This is a genomic window from Roseococcus suduntuyensis (assembly GCF_014196305.1).
GTDB lineage: Bacteria > Pseudomonadota > Alphaproteobacteria > Acetobacterales > Acetobacteraceae > Roseococcus > Roseococcus suduntuyensis.
Genome location: NZ_JACIDJ010000001.1, coordinates 683,768 through 700,785, shown reverse-complemented (window position 1 = coordinate 700,785; position 17,018 = coordinate 683,768). Strand labels below are relative to the sequence as shown.

Below are 17,018 nucleotides of genomic sequence, written 5' to 3'. Positions count from 1 at the left end.
CGCGCGGATGCGCGGCGCCCGGCGATTGAGGGCCAAGAATCACGTGATGCGGGCGAAGGCCTCCACCTTATCGGTGGGGCCGGAGACGATCAGCAGGTCGCCGGCCTGGATCAGCGTGTCGGGGGTGGCGTTGGTGAATTCCTCGCGCGGGCGCTTCACCCCCACCACCGTCACGCCATGCTTCCGGCGCAGCGCGCATTCGGTCAGCGTCTTGCCGATGGCCTCAGGCGGCGCGCGGGTCTTGCCGATGGCGAAGCCGTCGTCGAACTCCATGAAGTCCATCATCTTGCCGCCGACGACCAGGTGCGCCACCCGCTCGCCCATCTCGGCCTCGGGATAGACGACGTGGTGCGCGCCGGTGCGTTCCAGGATGCGCCCGTGCTTGGGGCCCAACGCCTTGGCCCAGATGTCGGGCACGCCCAGTTCGCTCAGCGCCAGCACGGTCAGCACGCTAGCCTCCAGATCCGTGCCAATGGCGACCACGGCGTGGCTGAACTCGGCGATGCCCAGGCGGCGCAGCGTCTCGCTGCTGGTGCAGTCGGCCTGCACCACATGGGTCAGCCGGTCGGACCAGGATTGGACCAGCTCGGCATTCTCGTCCACGCCCAGCACGTCATGGCCGAGCTTGGCGAGTTCGGCCGCCACCGCGCCGCCGAAGCGGCCGAGGCCGATGACGACGATATCGCCATGCGGGATGATCCTAGCCAACGATCGGGCGCTCCTCGGGATAGCGGTAGGGGTTCAGGCCGCGTTGCAGGGCCAGGGCCGTGACGACGGTCACGGTGCCCACCCGGCCCGTGAACATCAACACCGACAGCACGAATTGCGCGGCCGGTGGAAGGTCGGGCGTGATGCCGGTGGACAGGCCCACCGTGGCGGTGGCCGAGATCACCTCGAACATCACGTCGCGCAGGGGGAAATCCGTCAGGATTTGCAGCGCGAGCGTGCCGCCGGCGCAGAGCGCGAGCGCCAGCATCACCACCGCCAGCGCCTGGCGCTGGACCTCGATGGGGATGCGGCGGCCATGGATGTTGGCATCCGGCTCGCCCCGCGCCACCGCCCAGACCACCAGCGCCAGCACGACCAGCGTGGTGACGCGCACGCCGCCGCCCGTGCCGGCGCTGCCGCCGCCCACGAACATGAGCGCGTAGCTGACGGTCAGCGTCTCGTCGCGCATCAGCCCCACATCCACGCTGTTCAGCCCGCCGGAGCGCAGCATGGCGGAATGGAAGGCGGCGTTCACCAGCCGGTGCGGCCATTCCAGCGCGCCCAGGGTGGCGGCGTTGTCCCATTCGAAGGCCAGCAGGGCCAGCAGGCCGGCGCCGAACAGGATACCCGTGGCGACCAGCGTCAGCTTCGCGTGCAGCGACCAGCGCGCGGGCCGCCAGGGGTCGCGCAGCAGATCCGCCACCACGGGGAAGCCGATGGCGCCGATAAACACCGCGAGCCCCACCGGCGCCAGCACCAGCGGGTCCCGCGCGAAGCCCACCATGCTGTCGCTGAAGGTGGAGAAGCCCGCATTGTTGAAGGCCGAGACGGCATGGAACAGCCCGTGCCACAGCGCATCCTCCCAGCCCATGCCGTGGCCGAGGCGCAGCCGCAGCGCCAGCGCCAGCGTGGCGGCCGTCTGCACCACCACGGTGATGCCCAGCACCAGCCACAGCACCTGCTTCACATCACCGAGCCCCAGGCTGCGCGTCTCGTGCTGCGCGATCAGCCGCGTGCCGAGGCGCAGCCGGCGCGCCACCAGCAGGCCCAGCAGCGTGGCGCCACTCATGATGCCGAAGCCGCCCAGCTGGAACAGTGCCAGGATCACGCCGCGGCCGAAGCCCGACCAGTAGGTGGCCGTGTCCACCACCGCGAGACCGGTGATGCACACGGCCGAGGTCGCGGTGAACAGCGCCGTGATGAAGGGCGCGCCCCCCGGCCCGGCGCGCGAGACGGGCAGCATCAGCAGGGCGGTGCCCAGCAGGATCGCCGCCAGGAAGCCCAGCGGGATGATGCGGGCGGGGTGGGCCAGCGTGCGCCCCAATGGCGTTCCTCCAGACTGGCTCAGGCGGGCCAGGCGCTCCAGACATAGGCCGCATAGCAGGCGAGCAGAACCCCGCCCTCGCGCCGACCCACCCGCCAGCCCGTGCGCGCCACCACCAGCAGCAGCAGCGCGGCCGCCACCATCACCCAGGCGTCGAAATGGGCGATGCCGGCCGGCACCTCGGTGGGCGCGATCAAGGCCGTGGCGCCCGCGATGCCCAGGATGTTGTAGATGTTCGACCCCAGCACATTGCCCAGCGCCACATCCGCCTGCCGGCGCAGCGCGGCCACCACCGAGGTGACCAGCTCGGGCAGCGAGGTGCCGACCGCGATGATGGTCAGACCGATCACCTCCTCCGACACCTCCAGCGCGCGCGCCAGCGTCACCGCCGTGTCCACCAGCACGGCGCCCCCGGCCACGATCAGGCCCAACCCCGCCACCAGCTGCAGGATGGCGCCCGGCAGCCCGCCCAGCGCGCGCGACAGAGGGAAGGCGGGGGGCTGCACGGCGGCGAAGGCCTCGGCCTTGTCATAGGCGGCGCCATGATCGGCGCCTTCCGCCACGCGCTCCTGCCGGAAGGCAAAGACGATGTAGCCGACGAGGCCCAGCAGCAGCAGCACACCCACCACGCGGTCCAGCGTCCAGAACAGGCCCACCGCCAGCAGCACCAGCGCGGCCAGGAAGCCCAGGCCCCCATCCCGCGCCAGGGCGCGCGAATTGACCGCGACGGGGCAGAGCAGCGCGGCCACCCCCAGGATCAGCAGCACATTGGCGATGTTGGAGCCGACGATGTTGCCCAAAGCGATGCCCGGCGACCCGGCCAGCGAGGCCTGCACGCTGGTGACGAGTTCGGGCGTGGAGGTGCCGAAGGCCACCACCGTCAGCCCCACCAGCAGCGGCGAAATGCCCAGGCGCCCGGCGATCTGCACCGCCCCGCGCACCAGCAATTCGCCGCCGAGCACCAGCATGACCAGGCCGCCGAGCAGCCAGAGCGCGAGTTCCATGGGAAGGTCTCAGTCCTCTTGAGGGGAAAGGCCCAGGCGCTTCGCGCGTTCCCACAGCGTGGTGCGCGAAATGCCCAGCAGGCGCGCCGCATCGGCCATGCGGCCCCCGCAGCGCGCCAGGATGCGTTGAATATGCGCGCGCTCGGCCGCGTCGCGCGCCTCGGCCAGGGTCTGCGGCGCGGGAGCCGCGACAGCCCCGGGGAACAGGTCGGCCGGCGTCAGCGCGGCGGCGGGGGCCAGGAGGGCCGCGCGCTCGATGCGGTTGCGCAGTTCCCGCACATTGCCGGGCCAGGGATGGGCTTCCAGCGCCGCCTCGGCCTCGGGCGTCAGCGAGAGATCAACGCGCCCCGCCTGCCGGGCGCTTTCGGCCAGCAGGGCGCGGGCCAGCGGCAGGATGTCCTCCGCGCGTTCGCGCAGCGGCGGGACATGCAGCTCCACCACGGCCAGGCGGTAGTAGAGGTCGCCGCGGAAGCGCGCCTCCGCCACACGGGCGGCGAGGTCCGCGTTGGTGGCCGCCACCACGCGCGCCTCCAGCGGGATTTCCTTCGCACCACCCACGCGCAGGAAGCGCCGGTCCTCCAGCAGGCGCAGCAGCTTGGCCTGAAGGGCAGGTTCCAGCTCCGCCACCTCGTCCAGCAGCAGGGTGCCGGCGCCGGCGCGCTCGGCGGCGCCCAGCCGGCGTTCGGCGGCGCCGGTGAAGGCGCCGCGCTCATGGCCGAAAACCTCGCTTTCCAGCAGGTCGCGCGGGATGGCGGCGCAGTTGAGCGCGACGAAGGGCGCCTCGGCGCGCGGGCCCATGGCGTGCAGGCGGCGCGCGGCCACCTCCTTGCCCGCCCCGCTCTCGCCCAGCAGCAGCACCGGGGCCAGGGCGGGCGCGAGGCGCGTGAGGTCGTTCTCCAGCGCGCGCATGGGGGGCGACTGCCAGCCCACCGTCCCGGCGGGGGCGGGCGGTTCGGCCAGCGGGCTCAGCGCCGAGAGCCGCGCCAGCACCGCCTCGATCTCGAAGGGTTTCGTCAGGTAGTCATCGGCGCCCGCGCGCACCAGGCGCACCGCCTGCTCCACCCCGCCATAGGCCGTCATGGCGATGACGGGGGTGGCGCCCAGGCTTGGCATCAGCCGCAGCAGCAGCGCCTCGCCCGAGCCATCGGGCAGGCGCATGTCGCACAGCACGCAGAGTGGCCGGGGGCCGCGCGCCAGCAGCGCCTCGCCCTCGGCCAGGGTGCGCGCCCAGCGCGGCGCGAAGCCCTCCAGCCGCAGGCGCTGCACCAGGGCGCCGCCCAGCACCTCGTCATCCTCGATGATGACCACGGGGACGCTCATGCCGCCGCCCCCTCCGGCGCGGGCGGGAGGAAGAGGGCGATGTGCGTGGCCTCGCCGGGTCGGGAGTCCACCTCGATGCGGCCATCGAGGCGCGCCAACTGCGCCATCACCACCGACAGCCCGAGGCCCGGCCCGCTGCGCGCTCCCCCCTCGATCTGGCGCAGGGCGGGTTCGGGCAGGCCGCCGCCCTCATCGGCCACTTCCAGGCGCAGCGTGCCATCCGCCTCGCGCCTGACACCCAGGGACACCACGCCGCCCGCGCCGGTCGCCGCCACCGCGTTCAGCAGCAGGTTCAGCAGCGCCTGACGCACCGGCAGCGCGTCGGCGGGGAAGGGTTCCGGCAGTTCGCCAGCCAGTTCCAGGCGCAGGCCGCGCCGCTCTGCCTCCGGGCGGACCAGGCGCACCACATCCTCCAAATCCTCGCGCGTCAGGGGGCGAGGGGCCAGGGTGCCGCGATGAACGTCCAGCGTGGTCTGCACCACCTGCTGGATTTGCCGGAGGCCCCGCTCCACAAGATCGAGCGCCTCCTCGCGCGCCGCCCGGCTCTCGCCGAAGCGGCGGGCCGAGCCCAGCGCGGTCAGCATGCCCGCCAGGGGGTTCCGAACCTCATGCGCCACCGTGGCCGCGAGGTCGCCCAGTTCCGCCGCCTGGGCGCGTTCCGCGAGGCGCGCGGCGAGGCGTTCGCGCTCCGCGAGGCGCGCGGACATGAGGTCCACCGCCTCGATGAGGCGCGCGGCCTCGGTGCCGGCGGGCGGGCGCTGCGCGGCAATGCTCGGGCGGAAATCGCCGGCGCCGGCGCGGTCCAGCGCCTCGGTGACGGCCAGCAGCGGCGCCAAGGCCCGGCGTGTCAGCAACGCGACCAGCATGCCGGCCAGGGCGGCGAGCATCCCCTCCAGCCCCAGCAGCAGCGGCCCAAGCTGCGCGCGCCGTTCCAGCGACCGCGCGAAGTCCAGCTGCGCGGCGACCTGGGCGGGGGGCGCGCCCTCCACCAGCAAAGTGCGCTGCGCCCATGCGGTGCGGGCATCGGGCGACACTTCCCATGCGCCTTGGCGGCCCTGGGTGAAGGGGGGCGGCAGGGCCGGGTCCTCGCGCGCGCCGACCACGATGGGCACGGCGCCTGGCTCGGGCACCACGACCAGCCGCTGTTCCCGCACGCCCTCCTGGAACCCCAGGGCGCGCAGCATCGCGGCCTCGATGGCGCGGCGGTCGCGCGCGCGGAGGGGTTCGATCAGCGCCGCCGAGATGCCGTCGAGATACACATCGCCCAGCCGCGCCGCCTCCCGCGCGAATTCCCGTTCCAATGAGCGTGTGGCCACCTGCGCCACGATCAGCGCCGCCGCGAAGGCCGCCAGCCCCGCCAGCAGCGGCAGGCTGAGCGCGATGGGCAGCGCGTTCCAGGCACGGGAGTAGCGAAGCGGCATGCGGTCCATATGGGGGCAGGCCGGGGCGGCCCGCCACCCCGACCGCCCGCGAAATCAGGCGAGAAGGACCGAGGCCTCCATCTCGCGCAGGCTGCGCCACGCCGTCCGCCCGGAAGAGGAGCGGGCGGGGATGATGGCCAAGGCCCCACCCGTGAAGGCCGGCAACGGCACCGGGCGATCCGGGTGCAGCAGCGCGGGGCCGCGATGCACCGGGCGTTCGCGCGCCGCCGCCAGCGCCACCGCCTCCTCCAGCGCCGCATCCGCGCCGTCGAGGTCGAGCCCCGTGATGGTCAACGGCAGATGCGCGAGGAAAGAGAGGCCGAGGAAGCGCTTCAGCGCCTCGCTGGAGGCCAGGTCGCCCTCATGCAGGAAGTGCAGCGCGCCGGGCATGGTGAAGTCGGGCGCGGCCAGCAGCAGCCCGGGCAGCGACACGCGCGCCGAACGCTGGGCGGCATAGCCCTCCTCCAGCGCCTGCGCGTGGTCGAACCAGGTGCCCCGCGGCAGCACCGTGAGGTCATGATGCGCGGCGGCATGGCCCAGCAGGGTGCCCGCATCGCCCTCCTCGTGGCGCATGCGGAAATGGTAGCCCTGGGTCTGGCAGAAGGTCTCCATCTGGGTGGCGAGCGAAGCCGCGGCCTCGCGCGCCTTGGCGAAGCGGCCCTCCACCAGGCGGCGTCCGAAATGCGCGCCGCCCACGGGCATGGGACCGGTCTGGTTGAGGCTGGGCGTGCAGAGCAGGCTCAGCAGCGTCACTTCGGTGCGCGGGCCGGCGGTCACCTCCAGCGCGGCGCGCAGGGAGGCGGCGGCACCCGCCCCATCGGCCAGGGCCAGCAGCATGCGGCGCGGGGCGGGCACCGGTCTCGGGGCCGGCCGCGCCCACCGGCATGGCGATGGCGCGCTGCGCCTCGGGGTCCGCGTCGATCGCGTGGCGGGGCAGCACGCCCTTGAGGTCGTCCATCACCGTGCCCGACCACATGGGCGCCCCGCCCACATAGGCCGCGCGCCCCAGCGCGTGGGAAGAGATGGGCACCGTCACCAGCAGGAAGACCACGATGAGGGTGACGCGGAACCAGGCCTCGCCCGTGTCGAAGGCGAAGGCGACGCCGAGCAGCGTCAGCCCCGCGCCGACCACGCCGGCCTTGGTGGCGGCATGCATCCGCAGGAAGGCATCGGGCAGGCGCGCCACGCCGATGGCCGCGATCAACGAGATGGTGGCGCCCGACAGCAGCAGCAGCGCCGCGACGATCTCAGACATCCTGGTCCTCCGGCGGTTCGGATGCGCGCTTGATGAAGGTGGCGACACCCACGGCGCCGATGAAGCCCACCAGGCCCAGCCCCAGCGCGATGTCGAGCAGCGCGAGGTAGCCGCCGCCCAGCGCCACCAGCGCGGTGGCCGCCACGGCCAGCAGGCCCAGCAGGTCCATGGCCACCGCGCGGTCGGCGATGCCCGGGCCGTGCAGCATGCGCCAGCCGGTCAGGCCCACGGCCACCGCGACCATCAGGGCGGAGAAGATGAGGGCGACGGTCAGGAAGCTCATCGCAACACCCGCATCGCCGGGCGCTCCAGCCGTTGCGCGATGCTGGCGCGGACGGCTTCGGGGCTCTCGATGTCCATGACATGCACGTAGAGAATGCTGCGGTCCTCCGAGACATGCAGCGCGGTGGTGCCGGGCGTCAGCGTCACCATGTCGGCCAGCAGCGTGATGCCGGCCGCGGAACGCAGCCGCAGCGGCACCGCCACCACGCCGGAGCGCGCGCGCACATTGGGCGCCAGCGTGGCGCTGATCACGGCCCAGGCGGACAGCACCAGCTCCCGCAGGAAGAGCACCAGCAGCCAGAGCCAGGCCAGGATGTTCCAGGGGCGTGGGGTCGGGGCTTTCTCGGTCATGGCCGGATCACTCCCATCACGGCGGTGATGTAGGCCTCCCGGCTGGCGAGCTGTTCGCCGGCAGCCAGCGCGAAGGCGGCGAAGGGCTCGGTCCAGAGCCCGATGGTGATGGTGATGAGGCCAAGCCCCGCGACCGGCGCCAGCAGCAACCAGCGCGTGGCGCCGGTGATGGGCGGCAGCTCGGGCGTGCCCTCGGGCACTTCCTTCCAGAAGGCCTCCATCCAGATCTTGAGCATGGAGTAGAGGGTGAGGATGCCCGTCGCGAGCGCGATGCCCGCCAGCACATACCACCCCGCGTCGAAGCCCGACTTCAACACGAACAGCTTGGCCCAGAAGCCGGAGAACGGCGGAATGCCGGCCAGCGACAGCGCGGGAATGGCGAACAGCAGACCGAGCCACGGGTCGCGGCGCCACAGCCCGCCCAGCGTGGCCAGCGAGAAGGTGCCGCCCGCGCGGCGGATCACACCCGCCACCAGGAACAGGTTCGCCTTCACCACGATATGGTGCAGCATGTAGAGAACGGCACCCGCCAGCGCCAAGGGCGTCGCGATGGCGATGCCCACGATCATGTAGCCGATCTGGCTGATGATGTGGAACGACAGGATGCGCCGGATTTCCCAATGCGCCGCCGCGCCCAGCACGCCCACCACCATGGTGCCGGCGGCCAGGAACCACATCAGCGGCGCCACCCAGGCATGGCCCTCGGGCAGCAGCAGCGTGACGATGCGGATCAGCGCGTAGACGCCGACCTTCGTCAGCAGCGCGGCGAAGATGGCCGCCACCGGCGCGATGGCCGTGTGGTAGGAGGCCGGTAGCCAGAAGAACAGCGGGAACACCGCCGCCTTGGCGCCGAAGGCCGCCAGCATGAGGAAGGCCACCGCCGCGACCGCGCCCTGGTTCTCGATCTCGGGGATGCGGCGGGCCATGTCGGCCAGGTTCAGCGTGCCCGTCAGCCCGTACATCATGCCGACCGAAATCAGGAACACCGTCGTGGCCAGCAGGTTCAGCATGGCATACTTCACCGCGCCATCCAGCTGCTCGCGCCCGCCGCCCAGCACGATCAGGCCGAAGGAGGCGATGAGCATCACCTCGAACCAGACGTAGAGGTTGAACAGGTCGCCCGCCAGGAAGGCGCCGCCGACACCAAGGGCCAGCGCGGCCAGCAGCGGGTGCCACAGCGCCTCGTTCTCCAGCACGTCCGTGTCGCCGCGCGCGTAGAGGGCGGTGGCGGCGTACATCAGCGCCGTGATCGCGACCATGGAGGCGGCAAAGAGGTCCGCCACCAGCGTGATGCCGAAGGGTGCGGGCCACTGGCCCATCTGCGAGGCGATGACGCCGCGCGCGATCACCTCGGCCACCAGGGCCGCGGAGGCCAGCAGCAGGCCCACGGCCGTCACCGCCGTGATGCCGCGCTGGAGGTCACGGCGGGATTGCAGCGCCGCCGTGGCCGCGCAGGCCAGCAGCGGCAGGAGGAGTGGCAGCGCGAGCAGCCAGTCGGCGCGGGTGGCCATCAGCGGGCTCCCGTGCGGGTGGGCAGCAGGTCGGCGGCCAAAGTCTCGGCCTCCGCGGCCTCACGCGCATCGGCGGCGGGCAGGCCGCGCGGTTCGGCGACGCGCAGGGCCTCGGTGTCGAGCGTGCCCTTGCCGCGCCAGACCGCCCAGCTCAGCACCATCACATAGGCCGTGAGGCCGAAGGAGATGACGATGGCCGTCAGCACCAGCGCCTGGGGCAGCGGGTTGGAGGCATCGGCCACCAGGGCATTGGCGCCGGGCGCCACGAGCGGCGGCGCCCAGCCCAGCACGCGGCCGCTGGCGATGATCGCGATGTTCGCCGCATTGCCCAGCAGCAGCAGGCCCAGGATGGACCGCGCGAGGGAACGCGCCATCAGCAGGTAGATGGCGGCGGAGAGCAGCACGCCGAAGAGGAGCGCCAGGAGGAATTCCATGGGCTCAGGCCTCCATGAAGGGCAGCACGAAGGCGAGCGCGAAGCCCAGCACGACGAGATAGACGCCCAGGTCGAACAGCACGGTGGTGCCGATGGGGGTGGCGCCCAGCCATTGCTGCGTGAGGAAGGGCTCCCCGAACAACAGCAGCGCCGGCAGGCCGGCCAGGATGCCGAACAGCAGGCCGATGCCCGCCCAGGTCAGCGGCTGCAGCCGCAGCACCGCGCGCGTGGCCCCCGCCCCGCGCGCCAGCGCGTGGAAGACGAAGCCCAGCGCACCGATCAGCCCGCCGATGAAGCCGCCGCCCGGCTCATTGTGGCCGCGCAGCAGCACGAAGAGGGAGAGGAGGACACAGGCCCACAGCACATAGCGGGCCGATGCGTTCATGATGAAGCTGGTCTTCATGGCTCACTTCCCCCGCGCGCGGCGCAGCAGCACCGTGGCCGCCAGCGCCGCGATCAGCAGCACCGCGATCTCGCCCAGCGTGTCCAGCGCGCGGAAATCCACCAGGATGACGTTGACGACGTTGCGGCCCTTGGCCTCGGGCCAGGCGGCGGCGCCCATCCAGTCGGGCATCTGCGTGTCGAAGGGCACCGACAGCACGGCCAGCAGCGTGAGGAAACCCACCACGCCCGCGCCGATGGCGATGGCGCCGTCGCGGCGGTGCTCCTCCCGCCGGCGCGCGTCCAGCTCGCGGAAGGGAAGGCGCGCGAGGATGGCCACCAGCAGCACGATGGCGATGGTCTCGACGGTGAACTGGGTGAAGGCGAGGTCCGCCGCGCCCAGCGTCAGGAACAGGATGCCGACGCCGAAGCCCACCACCGCCGCCGCCATCACCTGCGCGAACAGCATCTGCAGCCGGCAGGCGGCCACCGCCCCCGCGATGACGAGGCCCACCAGCACCGCCTGGTGCGGCAGCGGCAACGGGTCGGCCGAGGGCAGGCCGAGGCCACCGCCCGCCACCAGCAGCACCAGCGTGCCGCCGAACATCAGCACCACGCTGGCGCCGATGTAGAAGCGCAGGCTGCCGGTCTGCACGCGGCGCGTCACCGCGCCGGAGATCACGGACACGCCGCGCAGGATGCGCCCATAGGCGGCATCCGGCCCGTAGTCGTCGAGCCAGGTCTGCGCGGCCAGGCGCGGCTGCAACCGCGTCCAGGCGAGGAAGGCGATGACGCCCAGCCCCAGCACCACGAGCGAGAGGTAGTAGACGATCTCGGTCGCCTGCTTGTCGCCGAGCGCGACGCCGGTGGGCTCGCCCAGGATGGCGGCGGCCGCGGGCTCGACCAGGTTCACCGAGATCAGGGCCGGCGCCAGGCCGAAGACGAGACCCAGGATGGCCAGGGTCAGCGGCGCGGCCAGCATGGTGAAGCCGGGGTCCTTGGCCTGGCGCTCCATTTCCATGGGCTTGCCGAAGAAGGGGCGCACCGCGACCACGCCGGCCACCACCACCATGGCCGCGTTGACCAGCAGCGCCACCAGGGGCAGCAGGCCCGGCACGCCGAGCTGCACGGTGAACAGCAGGTCCTTGGCCATGTAGCCGATGAAGCCCGGCGCGCCGGCCATGGAGAGCGCGGCCAGAAGTGCCGCGATGGCGGTGAGCGGCATGTGCCGGCCGAGGCCGCGCAGCATCAGCGCGTCGCGCGTGCCGGCCTTCTTGTCGAGGATGCCGGCCACGAGGAACAGGCTCGCCTTGTAGAGCGCGTGCACCAGCAGGAACACCACGGCCGCGGTGGCCGCCAGCGGTTCCTCCAGCCCGATCAGCGTCACCAGCGTGCCCAGCGCCACCACGGTGGACCAGGCGAGCTTGCGCTTCAGGTCGCGCTCGCGCAGGGCCAGCACGGCGCCGGTCAGCATGGTCAGCGTGCCCGCGCCGGTCAGCAGCCCCTGCCACAGCGCCCATTCCTGGAAGGCGGGGTTCAGCCGCGCCAGCAGATAGACGCCGAGCTTCACCATCGTGGCGGAATGCAGGTAGGCCGAGACGGGGGTGGGTGCCGCCATCGCGTTGGGCAGCCACATGTGCAGCGGCCACTGCGCCGACTTCGCGAAGCAGCCCATCGCCACCAGCACGATGATCCAGGGCGTGAAGGCGTGCGTGGCCAGCACCGCGCGGTTCGCCAGGATTTCGGAGATGGTGAAGGTGCCGGCCGCGCTGCCCAGCAGCAGGATGCCGGCCAGCATCGCGAGCCCGCCCGAGACCGTCACCAGCAAGCCCTGCTGGGCGGCGCGACGGGCGGCGGGCTTGTGGGCCTCGAAGCCGATCAGCATGAAGGAGGCGAGGCTGGTCAGCTCCCAGAAGATGAACAGCACGATCAGGTCATCGGCCAGCACCGCGCCCAGCATCGCCGCCATGAACAGCGTCAGCACCGCCATGAAGCGGTGCTGCTTCGGGTAGCTGGTCATGTAGCTGCCCGAGAACAGGAAGATGCCGGCGCCGATGCCGGTGATGAGCAGCGCCATCAGCTGCGAAAGCCCATCCAGGCGGAAGCCGAAGCCGATGCCGAAGGCCGGCATCCAGTCCAGGCGGAAGGTGGCGCCCAGCGGCAGCAGCAGGATGAGGCCGAAGAGCGTCGCCGGCAGCAGCGCCAGCGCGGGGGCGAGCGCGGGTCGCGCGCGCAGGCCGAGCGCTACCGCCGGAACGGCCAGCAACGCCAGGCAGGGGATGAGGGCGAGGATCCAGTTCACGGTGGCGAATGCTGCAACAGCCGTGCCAACCGCATGCCCCGGCGGAAAGCGCGGAAAGGCGCGGCGCGGCGGCCCGGTTGACGTCAGCGCCTGTTCGCAAAGCCGAACGCGGCGTCCGGAAAACCGGACGCCGCGCCGGCTACAGCCAGCCCTTGCGCTTGAAGTAGAGCACGGGCCCCAGCGCGCTCAGCACCATGGCCAGCAATGCCAGGGGGTAGCCGATGGGCCATTCCAGCTCCGGCATGTGCTGGAAGTTCATGCCGTAGATGCTGGCGATGAGGGTGGGCGGCATCAGCGCCACGCTCACCACGGTGAAGGTCTTGATGATGTTCATCTGCTCGACGTTGATGATGCCCAGCACGGCGTCGAGCAGGAAGGTCGCCTTGTGGTTCATGGAATTGCCGTGCTCGACCAGGCTTCGCACGTCGCGCACCAGCGTCTTGATGAGGTGCTGGTTCTCCTTGCGCACCGCCGATTTCTCCGCGGTCATGAAGGTGAGGATGCGCGTGAGGCCAAGCAGCGTGTCCGTGGTCCGGGCCGTGAGGTCGCCCACCAGGCCCAGCGTCAGCAGGACCGAGCGCAGGTCCTGGTCCTTCTGCGTCACCTTCTTGGCGCTGCGGGCGGCGCGGAAGGCATCCTGGTTGGCGCGGTCGATGTCGAGGCCGATCCGCTCCAGGATATCCGCCAGCCGGTCCACGATCTGGCCGAACAGGTGCAGCAGCACCGCGTCGGGGCTGCCCAGCAGCGCCTCCGGCGTCTTCTGGCAACGGGCGGTGAAGACGGAGAAGGCCTTGGGCGTGGCATGCCGCACCGTGACCAGCACGGAGGGGGCCAGCACGAAGGAGATGGGGGTGGACTCATAGTCGCTGCCCTCCACGCCATGCAGGAAGTTGGCGGTGAGAAACAGCACATCGCCCTCGCGATACATGCGCGAGGAGCTTTCGATTTCCTGCATCTCCTCGCGCGAGGGAAGTTCGAAGCCGACCGCCGCCTCGACCAGCCGCTCCTCCTCGGGCGTGGGGTCCAGCAGGTCGATCCAGACGGCCCCGCTCAGGGGTGCCGCCTTCTCCCCACGCAGCAGGGACCCGTCACGCACGGCAAAGGTTGTCAGCATCCACCGGATTCCTTGAGGCAGGGTGCGGGGCCGAAGCCGCCGGTAGAGAAGAAATCAGCCGTGGGCAACGCCCTCGGAGCGCTGGAGGCAAGGTGTCACGCCGATGAAATCCGCGGCCTCGGGGTGCCGGCCGGAAGGGCGCGTGCCATCCTCGGGGCGGACGAGCTGGCAGGTGGACAGTCCCGCCTCCCGCGCCGCGTCCAGCTCCTCGGCCACGTCGGAGAGGAACAGGATGGCGCCCGGCGACGCGCGCCAGGCGCCGGCGATGCGCGCATAGCTGGCAGCCTCGCGCTTGGCGCCCATGCGGGTGTCGAAGAAGCCTTCGAAGAGGCCCTCCAGGTCGCCGGCCTCGGAATGGCGGAACAGGAGGCGCTGCGCCTCCTCGCTGCCGGAGGAATACACGGCCAGCCGGAGGCCGGAGGCCTGCCATTCCCGCAGCGCCGGCGCCACATCAGGCCAGAGATGCCCGCGCAACGCGCCCTCGGCATAGCCCTGGCGCCAGATCAGCCCTTGCAGCGCCTTGAGCGGCGTGACCTTGGCATCCTCCGCCATCCAGCCGCGCAGCGTGGCGAGCTTGTCCTCGCCCGGCACGTCGCGAAGGGTGGCGGCCACGTCCGCGCGCGCGGCGTGGCGGGCGAGGAAGTCTTCCAGCGCCTCGGCCGCATAGGGGAACAGGCTGCGGTGGACGAAGGCGATGGCGGTGGTGGTGCCCTCGATATCCGTCAGGATGTGGGTGGGCGGCATCAGCCCACCTGGACGGGAAAGCGCTCCGCCATGTCCGTCCCGGTGTAGTGGGGGGTCCAGCCGCTCGTGTCGGTGAAGACGCGCAGCACGGTGAAGTCCGGCGCGTCGCCGCTGTCGAACCAGTGCTGGGTGTTGGCCGGCACGCTGATCAGGTCGCCCTGGGTGCAATGGGCGTCATAGACGCGGCCATTGATGTGCAGCACGAAATTGCCGGCGCCCTCGTGGAAGAAGCGCACCTCGTCCTCGGTGTGGATGTGCTCCTTCAGGAACTTGTCCCGCAGGGCGTCCTTCATAGGGTGCTCGGGCGTGAGCTGGATGACGTCGGCGGTGCCGGCGGCGGTCTCAGCCAGGAAGGCATCCAGGCGGGGCTTGTAGGCGGCCAGCACGGCGTCGGCCGGGGCCTTGGGCGGCAGGTCCGCCACCGGCCAGCGCTCGAAGCGCACGCCGACCTCGCGCAGGGCGGCGGCGATCTCGTCCGGGTTCTCGGTGCGCTGGAGCTCGGCCTTGGTGGCGGCGTCCCAGATGGTGAGGCGGCTCATGGCGGGTCACTCCCTTGCAGGGTGGTCAGGGCAGGCGCGCGGCTTCCAGCTCGCAGGCCAGCATGAATTCCAGGGCTTCCAGGCGCATCAGGGCGCCGGGCATGTCCTCGCCCCACACATATACGCCATGGCCGCGCAGGATGTAGCCCGGAGGAACATCGGGCGCTGCATCCCAGACCTGCTCCACGCGGGCCTGGAGGCGCGCGATGTCCTGGTCGTTGTCGAGGATGGGCAGGCGGATGCTGGCCTCATGCGTGGGAAGGCCCGGGAAGGCCTTCAGCAGCTCGTAGCCGGACAGCTCCAGGTGGTCGCCGCCGCGGCGCGACAGGACCGTGGCCGGCACCGAATGGCCATGCAGCGCGGCGCGGGCGGCGGGGAAGCGACGGTAGATGCCGCAATGCAGCCCCGTCTCGGCCGATGGGCGCAAATTGGACGCCTCGGGCCGCCCATGCAGGTCCACCGCCATCGCCCCGTCCTCCGGGATGAAGCCTTTGTGAAAACCCGAACGAGTGATGGCGATGCGCCCATCCGCCAGGCGCAGCGAGATGTTGCCGGCCGTGGCCGGCACCCAGCCGCGTTGGTCCAGGCGACGTCCGGCGGCGCGGATCGTTTCCACCGCCTCGGCAGGAAGGGGGCTCATCGGGGCGAAGGGCGCGCCGGGCTTGCCGGCGCGCGGCGCATCAGGCGGCGGGGCGGCCGCCGGCGGGCTGCTGCGCCTCGGTGTGGGTCGCCGCCGCGGGCTGCGGGCCCGGGATATTGCCCTGCGGCGCCGCCGGCGGCGCGCTGTCGGCCGTCATGGCGGCGTCCGCGGGCTTGTCGTCGTCCTTGATGTTCTTCTTGAACGACTTGATGCCGGTGGCGAGGTCGCCCATCAGGCCGCTGATCTTGCCGCTGCCGAACAGCAGCAGGACGACCAGAAGAACAACCACCCAATGCCAGATGCTGAAGGTACCCATCGTCGCGCCTCGATCCCTATCGGAACTCTGTGGGGCGGAACCTAGTCCGCGCGCGGCTTGAGCGCAAACACCGGTTCGCCGATCCATCACGATGTGGGGAGGCCGCCCCCCCGAGGCAATGCCCAGAACCGATCCAGGGGGCCCATCCACATGGACGAGGCGCAACATCGTGCTTGCAAAACGATCGCGGCTGCGGCATGTCTCGCCGCGATCCGGGCCCCTCTGGCGGCCGGTGGTTGTCCAGGGCCCTGCCCAGCCAGCCACCCTCCGTGATGTCGGATCATTCCACCAACATCGTCGCGGCCCCGCATGCCGGGGTCACGCCAGGGGTCCAAGTTCATGGAATTCATTGCCCTCGAATGGCTGGGGAAGCCTGTGTGGATGTGGACGGGCTTTGTCGCCATCGTCCTCGCCCTGCTCGCCTTCGACCTCGGCGTCCTCAACCGTGAGAACAAGGAGATGGGGATCCAGCAGAGCCTGCTGCTCTCCGTCTTCTACATTGGCTTCGCTATTCTTTATGGCGGCGGCATCTGGTGGGCCTATGAGGCCGGCGTCATCACCACCAGCGACGGCAGTCATGCCGGCATGGCCTATTTCACGGGCTTCTTCATCGAGAAGGCCTTGTCCATCGACAATGTCTTCGTGATCAGCCTGATCTTCGGCTACTTCGCCATTCCCCGGAAATATCAGTACCGCGCGCTGGTCTGGGGCATCCTGGCCGTCATCGTACTGCGCGGGCTAATGATCGCGGTGGGTGCCGCCCTGGTGCAGAACTATGGCTGGGTGCTGTATTTCTTCGGCGCCTTCCTCATCGCGACCGGCGTCAAGATGCTGGTGGTGCCGGAATCCGACCCCGACGTGTCCAAGAACCCGGTGGTGCGCTTCCTGAACAAGCGCATGCGCGTGACGAAGGAACTGCACGGCCAGAAGTTCTTCGTGCGCGAGGTGGACGAGAAGACGGGCAAGCTGGTGCGCGCCGCCACGCCGCTCTTTGTCGCGCTGGTGGTCATCAACATCGCCGACCTGATCTTCGCGGTGGACAGCGTGCCGGCCATCTTCGCCATCACGACCGACACCTTCATCGTCTACACGGCGAACATCATGGCCATCCTGGGCCTGCGCGCGCTGTATTTCGCCCTGGCCGCCATGGTCCACCGCTTCGAATACCTGAAGTATGCGCTGGCGATGGTGCTGGTCTTCATCGGGCTCAAGATTTTCTGGAACAGCCTGGTGGGCAAGATGGACCCGGCCATCTCGCTCGGCGTCACGCTGGCGCTGATCCTGGGCGGCGTGCTGTTCTCGCTGTGGAAGACCCGTGGCGAAACGCGCGAGGAAAAGACCCAGCCCAGCTGAACGGCCTTCACGGGCCAGG

18 protein-coding genes and 1 pseudogene are annotated in these 17,018 nt (G+C 71.1%); 1 reads left to right on the top strand and 18 read right to left on the bottom strand.

Annotated features, from left to right (window positions below):
- Nucleotides 1-39 precede the first annotated feature (39 nt).
- From GGQ83_RS03285 to GGQ83_RS03200, 18 genes and pseudogenes are all read right to left on the bottom strand, one after another.
- The gene (locus GGQ83_RS03285) at nt 40-708 is read right to left on the bottom strand and encodes a potassium channel family protein (protein WP_184382155.1); all 669 of its coding nucleotides are present in this window, start codon (nt 706-708) and stop codon (nt 40-42) included.
- Complete coding sequence (locus tag GGQ83_RS03280) at nt 701-2,032, bottom strand: TrkH family potassium uptake protein (protein ID WP_242534846.1); 1,332 nt, start codon at nt 2,030-2,032, stop codon at nt 701-703. Before GGQ83_RS03280 ends, GGQ83_RS03285 begins: the two co-directional genes overlap by 8 nt.
- Before the next feature lie 20 nt (nt 2,033-2,052).
- Nucleotides 2,053-3,036, bottom strand: coding sequence for a calcium/sodium antiporter (locus tag GGQ83_RS03275; RefSeq protein ID WP_184382154.1), 984 nt, complete (start codon nt 3,034-3,036; stop codon nt 2,053-2,055).
- A 9-nt stretch (nt 3,037-3,045) separates the two neighbouring features.
- The gene (locus GGQ83_RS03270; protein ID WP_184382153.1) at nt 3,046-4,356 is read right to left on the bottom strand and encodes a sigma-54-dependent transcriptional regulator; all 1,311 of its coding nucleotides are present in this window, start codon (nt 4,354-4,356) and stop codon (nt 3,046-3,048) included.
- Nucleotides 4,353-5,777: a sensor histidine kinase gene (locus GGQ83_RS03265; protein WP_184382152.1), complete on the bottom strand. Its 1,425-nt coding sequence runs from the start codon at nt 5,775-5,777 to the stop codon at nt 4,353-4,355. The genes GGQ83_RS03270 and GGQ83_RS03265 overlap by 4 nt, the downstream gene beginning before the upstream one ends.
- Before the next feature lie 54 nt (nt 5,778-5,831).
- Nucleotides 5,832-6,632 (bottom strand): hypothetical protein, encoded by an 801-nt coding sequence (locus tag GGQ83_RS20055; RefSeq protein ID WP_260170363.1) that lies wholly within the window; start codon nt 6,630-6,632, stop codon nt 5,832-5,834.
- 106 nt (nt 6,633-6,738) lie between these two features.
- Nucleotides 6,739-7,032 (bottom strand): annotated as a pseudogene (gene mnhG / locus GGQ83_RS20380) (monovalent cation/H(+) antiporter subunit G); the annotation flags it as partial.
- On the bottom strand, nt 7,025-7,315 hold the full coding sequence (locus GGQ83_RS03250) for a monovalent cation/H+ antiporter complex subunit F (protein WP_184382149.1): 291 nt from the start codon (nt 7,313-7,315) through the stop codon (nt 7,025-7,027). The pseudogene mnhG and the gene GGQ83_RS03250, both read right to left, overlap by 8 nt.
- Nucleotides 7,312-7,665, bottom strand: coding sequence for a Na+/H+ antiporter subunit E (locus GGQ83_RS03245; protein ID WP_184382148.1), 354 nt, complete (start codon nt 7,663-7,665; stop codon nt 7,312-7,314). The genes GGQ83_RS03250 and GGQ83_RS03245 overlap by 4 nt, the downstream gene beginning before the upstream one ends.
- The gene (locus GGQ83_RS03240; RefSeq protein ID WP_184382147.1) at nt 7,662-9,176 is read right to left on the bottom strand and encodes a Na+/H+ antiporter subunit D; all 1,515 of its coding nucleotides are present in this window, start codon (nt 9,174-9,176) and stop codon (nt 7,662-7,664) included. Before GGQ83_RS03240 ends, GGQ83_RS03245 begins: the two co-directional genes overlap by 4 nt.
- Nucleotides 9,176-9,610 carry an NADH-quinone oxidoreductase subunit K gene (locus GGQ83_RS03235; protein ID WP_184382146.1) on the bottom strand — a complete coding sequence of 145 codons (435 nt, stop codon included), beginning with the start codon at nt 9,608-9,610 and terminating at the stop codon, nt 9,176-9,178. The genes GGQ83_RS03240 and GGQ83_RS03235 overlap by 1 nt, the downstream gene beginning before the upstream one ends.
- Before the next feature lie 4 nt (nt 9,611-9,614).
- Complete coding sequence (locus GGQ83_RS03230) at nt 9,615-10,013, bottom strand: MnhB domain-containing protein (protein WP_242534845.1); 399 nt, start codon at nt 10,011-10,013, stop codon at nt 9,615-9,617.
- A 3-nt stretch (nt 10,014-10,016) separates the two neighbouring features.
- On the bottom strand, nt 10,017-12,293 hold the full coding sequence (mbhE, locus tag GGQ83_RS03225; RefSeq protein ID WP_184382145.1) for a hydrogen gas-evolving membrane-bound hydrogenase subunit E: 2,277 nt from the start codon (nt 12,291-12,293) through the stop codon (nt 10,017-10,019).
- 139 nt (nt 12,294-12,432) lie between these two features.
- Nucleotides 12,433-13,407 carry a magnesium transporter CorA family protein gene (locus GGQ83_RS03220; protein ID WP_184382144.1) on the bottom strand — a complete coding sequence of 325 codons (975 nt, stop codon included), beginning with the start codon at nt 13,405-13,407 and terminating at the stop codon, nt 12,433-12,435.
- Nucleotides 13,408-13,461: 54 nt separating this feature from the next.
- Nucleotides 13,462-14,151 carry an acireductone synthase gene (mtnC, locus tag GGQ83_RS03215; RefSeq protein WP_184382143.1) on the bottom strand — a complete coding sequence of 230 codons (690 nt, stop codon included), beginning with the start codon at nt 14,149-14,151 and terminating at the stop codon, nt 13,462-13,464.
- On the bottom strand, nt 14,151-14,690 hold the full coding sequence (locus tag GGQ83_RS03210; protein WP_184382142.1) for a 1,2-dihydroxy-3-keto-5-methylthiopentene dioxygenase: 540 nt from the start codon (nt 14,688-14,690) through the stop codon (nt 14,151-14,153). Before GGQ83_RS03210 ends, mtnC begins: the two co-directional genes overlap by 1 nt.
- Nucleotides 14,691-14,715: 25 nt before the next feature.
- Nucleotides 14,716-15,330: a methylthioribulose 1-phosphate dehydratase gene (locus tag GGQ83_RS03205; protein ID WP_184382141.1), complete on the bottom strand. Its 615-nt coding sequence runs from the start codon at nt 15,328-15,330 to the stop codon at nt 14,716-14,718.
- A gap of 40 nt (nt 15,331-15,370) precedes the next feature.
- Nucleotides 15,371-15,646 (bottom strand): twin-arginine translocase TatA/TatE family subunit, encoded by a 276-nt coding sequence (locus GGQ83_RS03200; RefSeq protein WP_184382140.1) that lies wholly within the window; start codon nt 15,644-15,646, stop codon nt 15,371-15,373.
- Between the two features lie 339 nt (nt 15,647-15,985).
- Between GGQ83_RS03200 and GGQ83_RS03195 the strand changes: the two genes are divergently transcribed.
- On the top strand, nt 15,986-16,999 hold the full coding sequence (locus GGQ83_RS03195) for a TerC family protein (RefSeq protein WP_184382139.1): 1,014 nt from the start codon (nt 15,986-15,988) through the stop codon (nt 16,997-16,999).
- Nucleotides 17,000-17,018 lie beyond the last annotated feature (19 nt).

What these genes read in the sequence shown, in the direction of transcription:
- GGQ83_RS03265 (WP_184382152.1), bottom strand. Translation starts at nt 5,777, where the DNA reads ATGCCGCTTCGCTACTCCCGTGCCTGGAACGCGCTGCCCATCGCGCTC.
- GGQ83_RS03250 (WP_184382149.1), bottom strand. Translation starts at nt 7,315, where the DNA reads ATGAGCTTCCTGACCGTCGCCCTCATCTTCTCCGCCCTGATGGTCGCG.
- GGQ83_RS03245 (WP_184382148.1), bottom strand. Translation starts at nt 7,665, where the DNA reads ATGACCGAGAAAGCCCCGACCCCACGCCCCTGGAACATCCTGGCCTGG.
- GGQ83_RS03240 (WP_184382147.1), bottom strand. Translation starts at nt 9,176, where the DNA reads ATGGCCACCCGCGCCGACTGGCTGCTCGCGCTGCCACTCCTCCTGCCG.
- GGQ83_RS03230 (WP_242534845.1), bottom strand. Translation starts at nt 10,013, where the DNA reads ATGAAGACCAGCTTCATCATGAACGCATCGGCCCGCTATGTGCTGTGG.
- GGQ83_RS03200 (WP_184382140.1), bottom strand. Translation starts at nt 15,646, where the DNA reads ATGGGTACCTTCAGCATCTGGCATTGGGTGGTTGTTCTTCTGGTCGTC.
- GGQ83_RS03270 (WP_184382153.1), bottom strand. Translation starts at nt 4,356, where the DNA reads ATGAGCGTCCCCGTGGTCATCATCGAGGATGACGAGGTGCTGGGCGGC.
- mtnC (WP_184382143.1), bottom strand. Translation starts at nt 14,151, where the DNA reads ATGCCGCCCACCCACATCCTGACGGATATCGAGGGCACCACCACCGCC.
- GGQ83_RS03195 (WP_184382139.1), top strand. Translation starts at nt 15,986, where the DNA reads ATGGAATTCATTGCCCTCGAATGGCTGGGGAAGCCTGTGTGGATGTGG.
- GGQ83_RS03210 (WP_184382142.1), bottom strand. Translation starts at nt 14,690, where the DNA reads ATGAGCCGCCTCACCATCTGGGACGCCGCCACCAAGGCCGAGCTCCAG.
- GGQ83_RS03220 (WP_184382144.1), bottom strand. Translation starts at nt 13,407, where the DNA reads ATGCTGACAACCTTTGCCGTGCGTGACGGGTCCCTGCTGCGTGGGGAG.
- GGQ83_RS03275 (WP_184382154.1), bottom strand. Translation starts at nt 3,036, where the DNA reads ATGGAACTCGCGCTCTGGCTGCTCGGCGGCCTGGTCATGCTGGTGCTC.
- GGQ83_RS03205 (WP_184382141.1), bottom strand. Translation starts at nt 15,330, where the DNA reads ATGAGCCCCCTTCCTGCCGAGGCGGTGGAAACGATCCGCGCCGCCGGA.
- GGQ83_RS03235 (WP_184382146.1), bottom strand. Translation starts at nt 9,610, where the DNA reads ATGGAATTCCTCCTGGCGCTCCTCTTCGGCGTGCTGCTCTCCGCCGCC.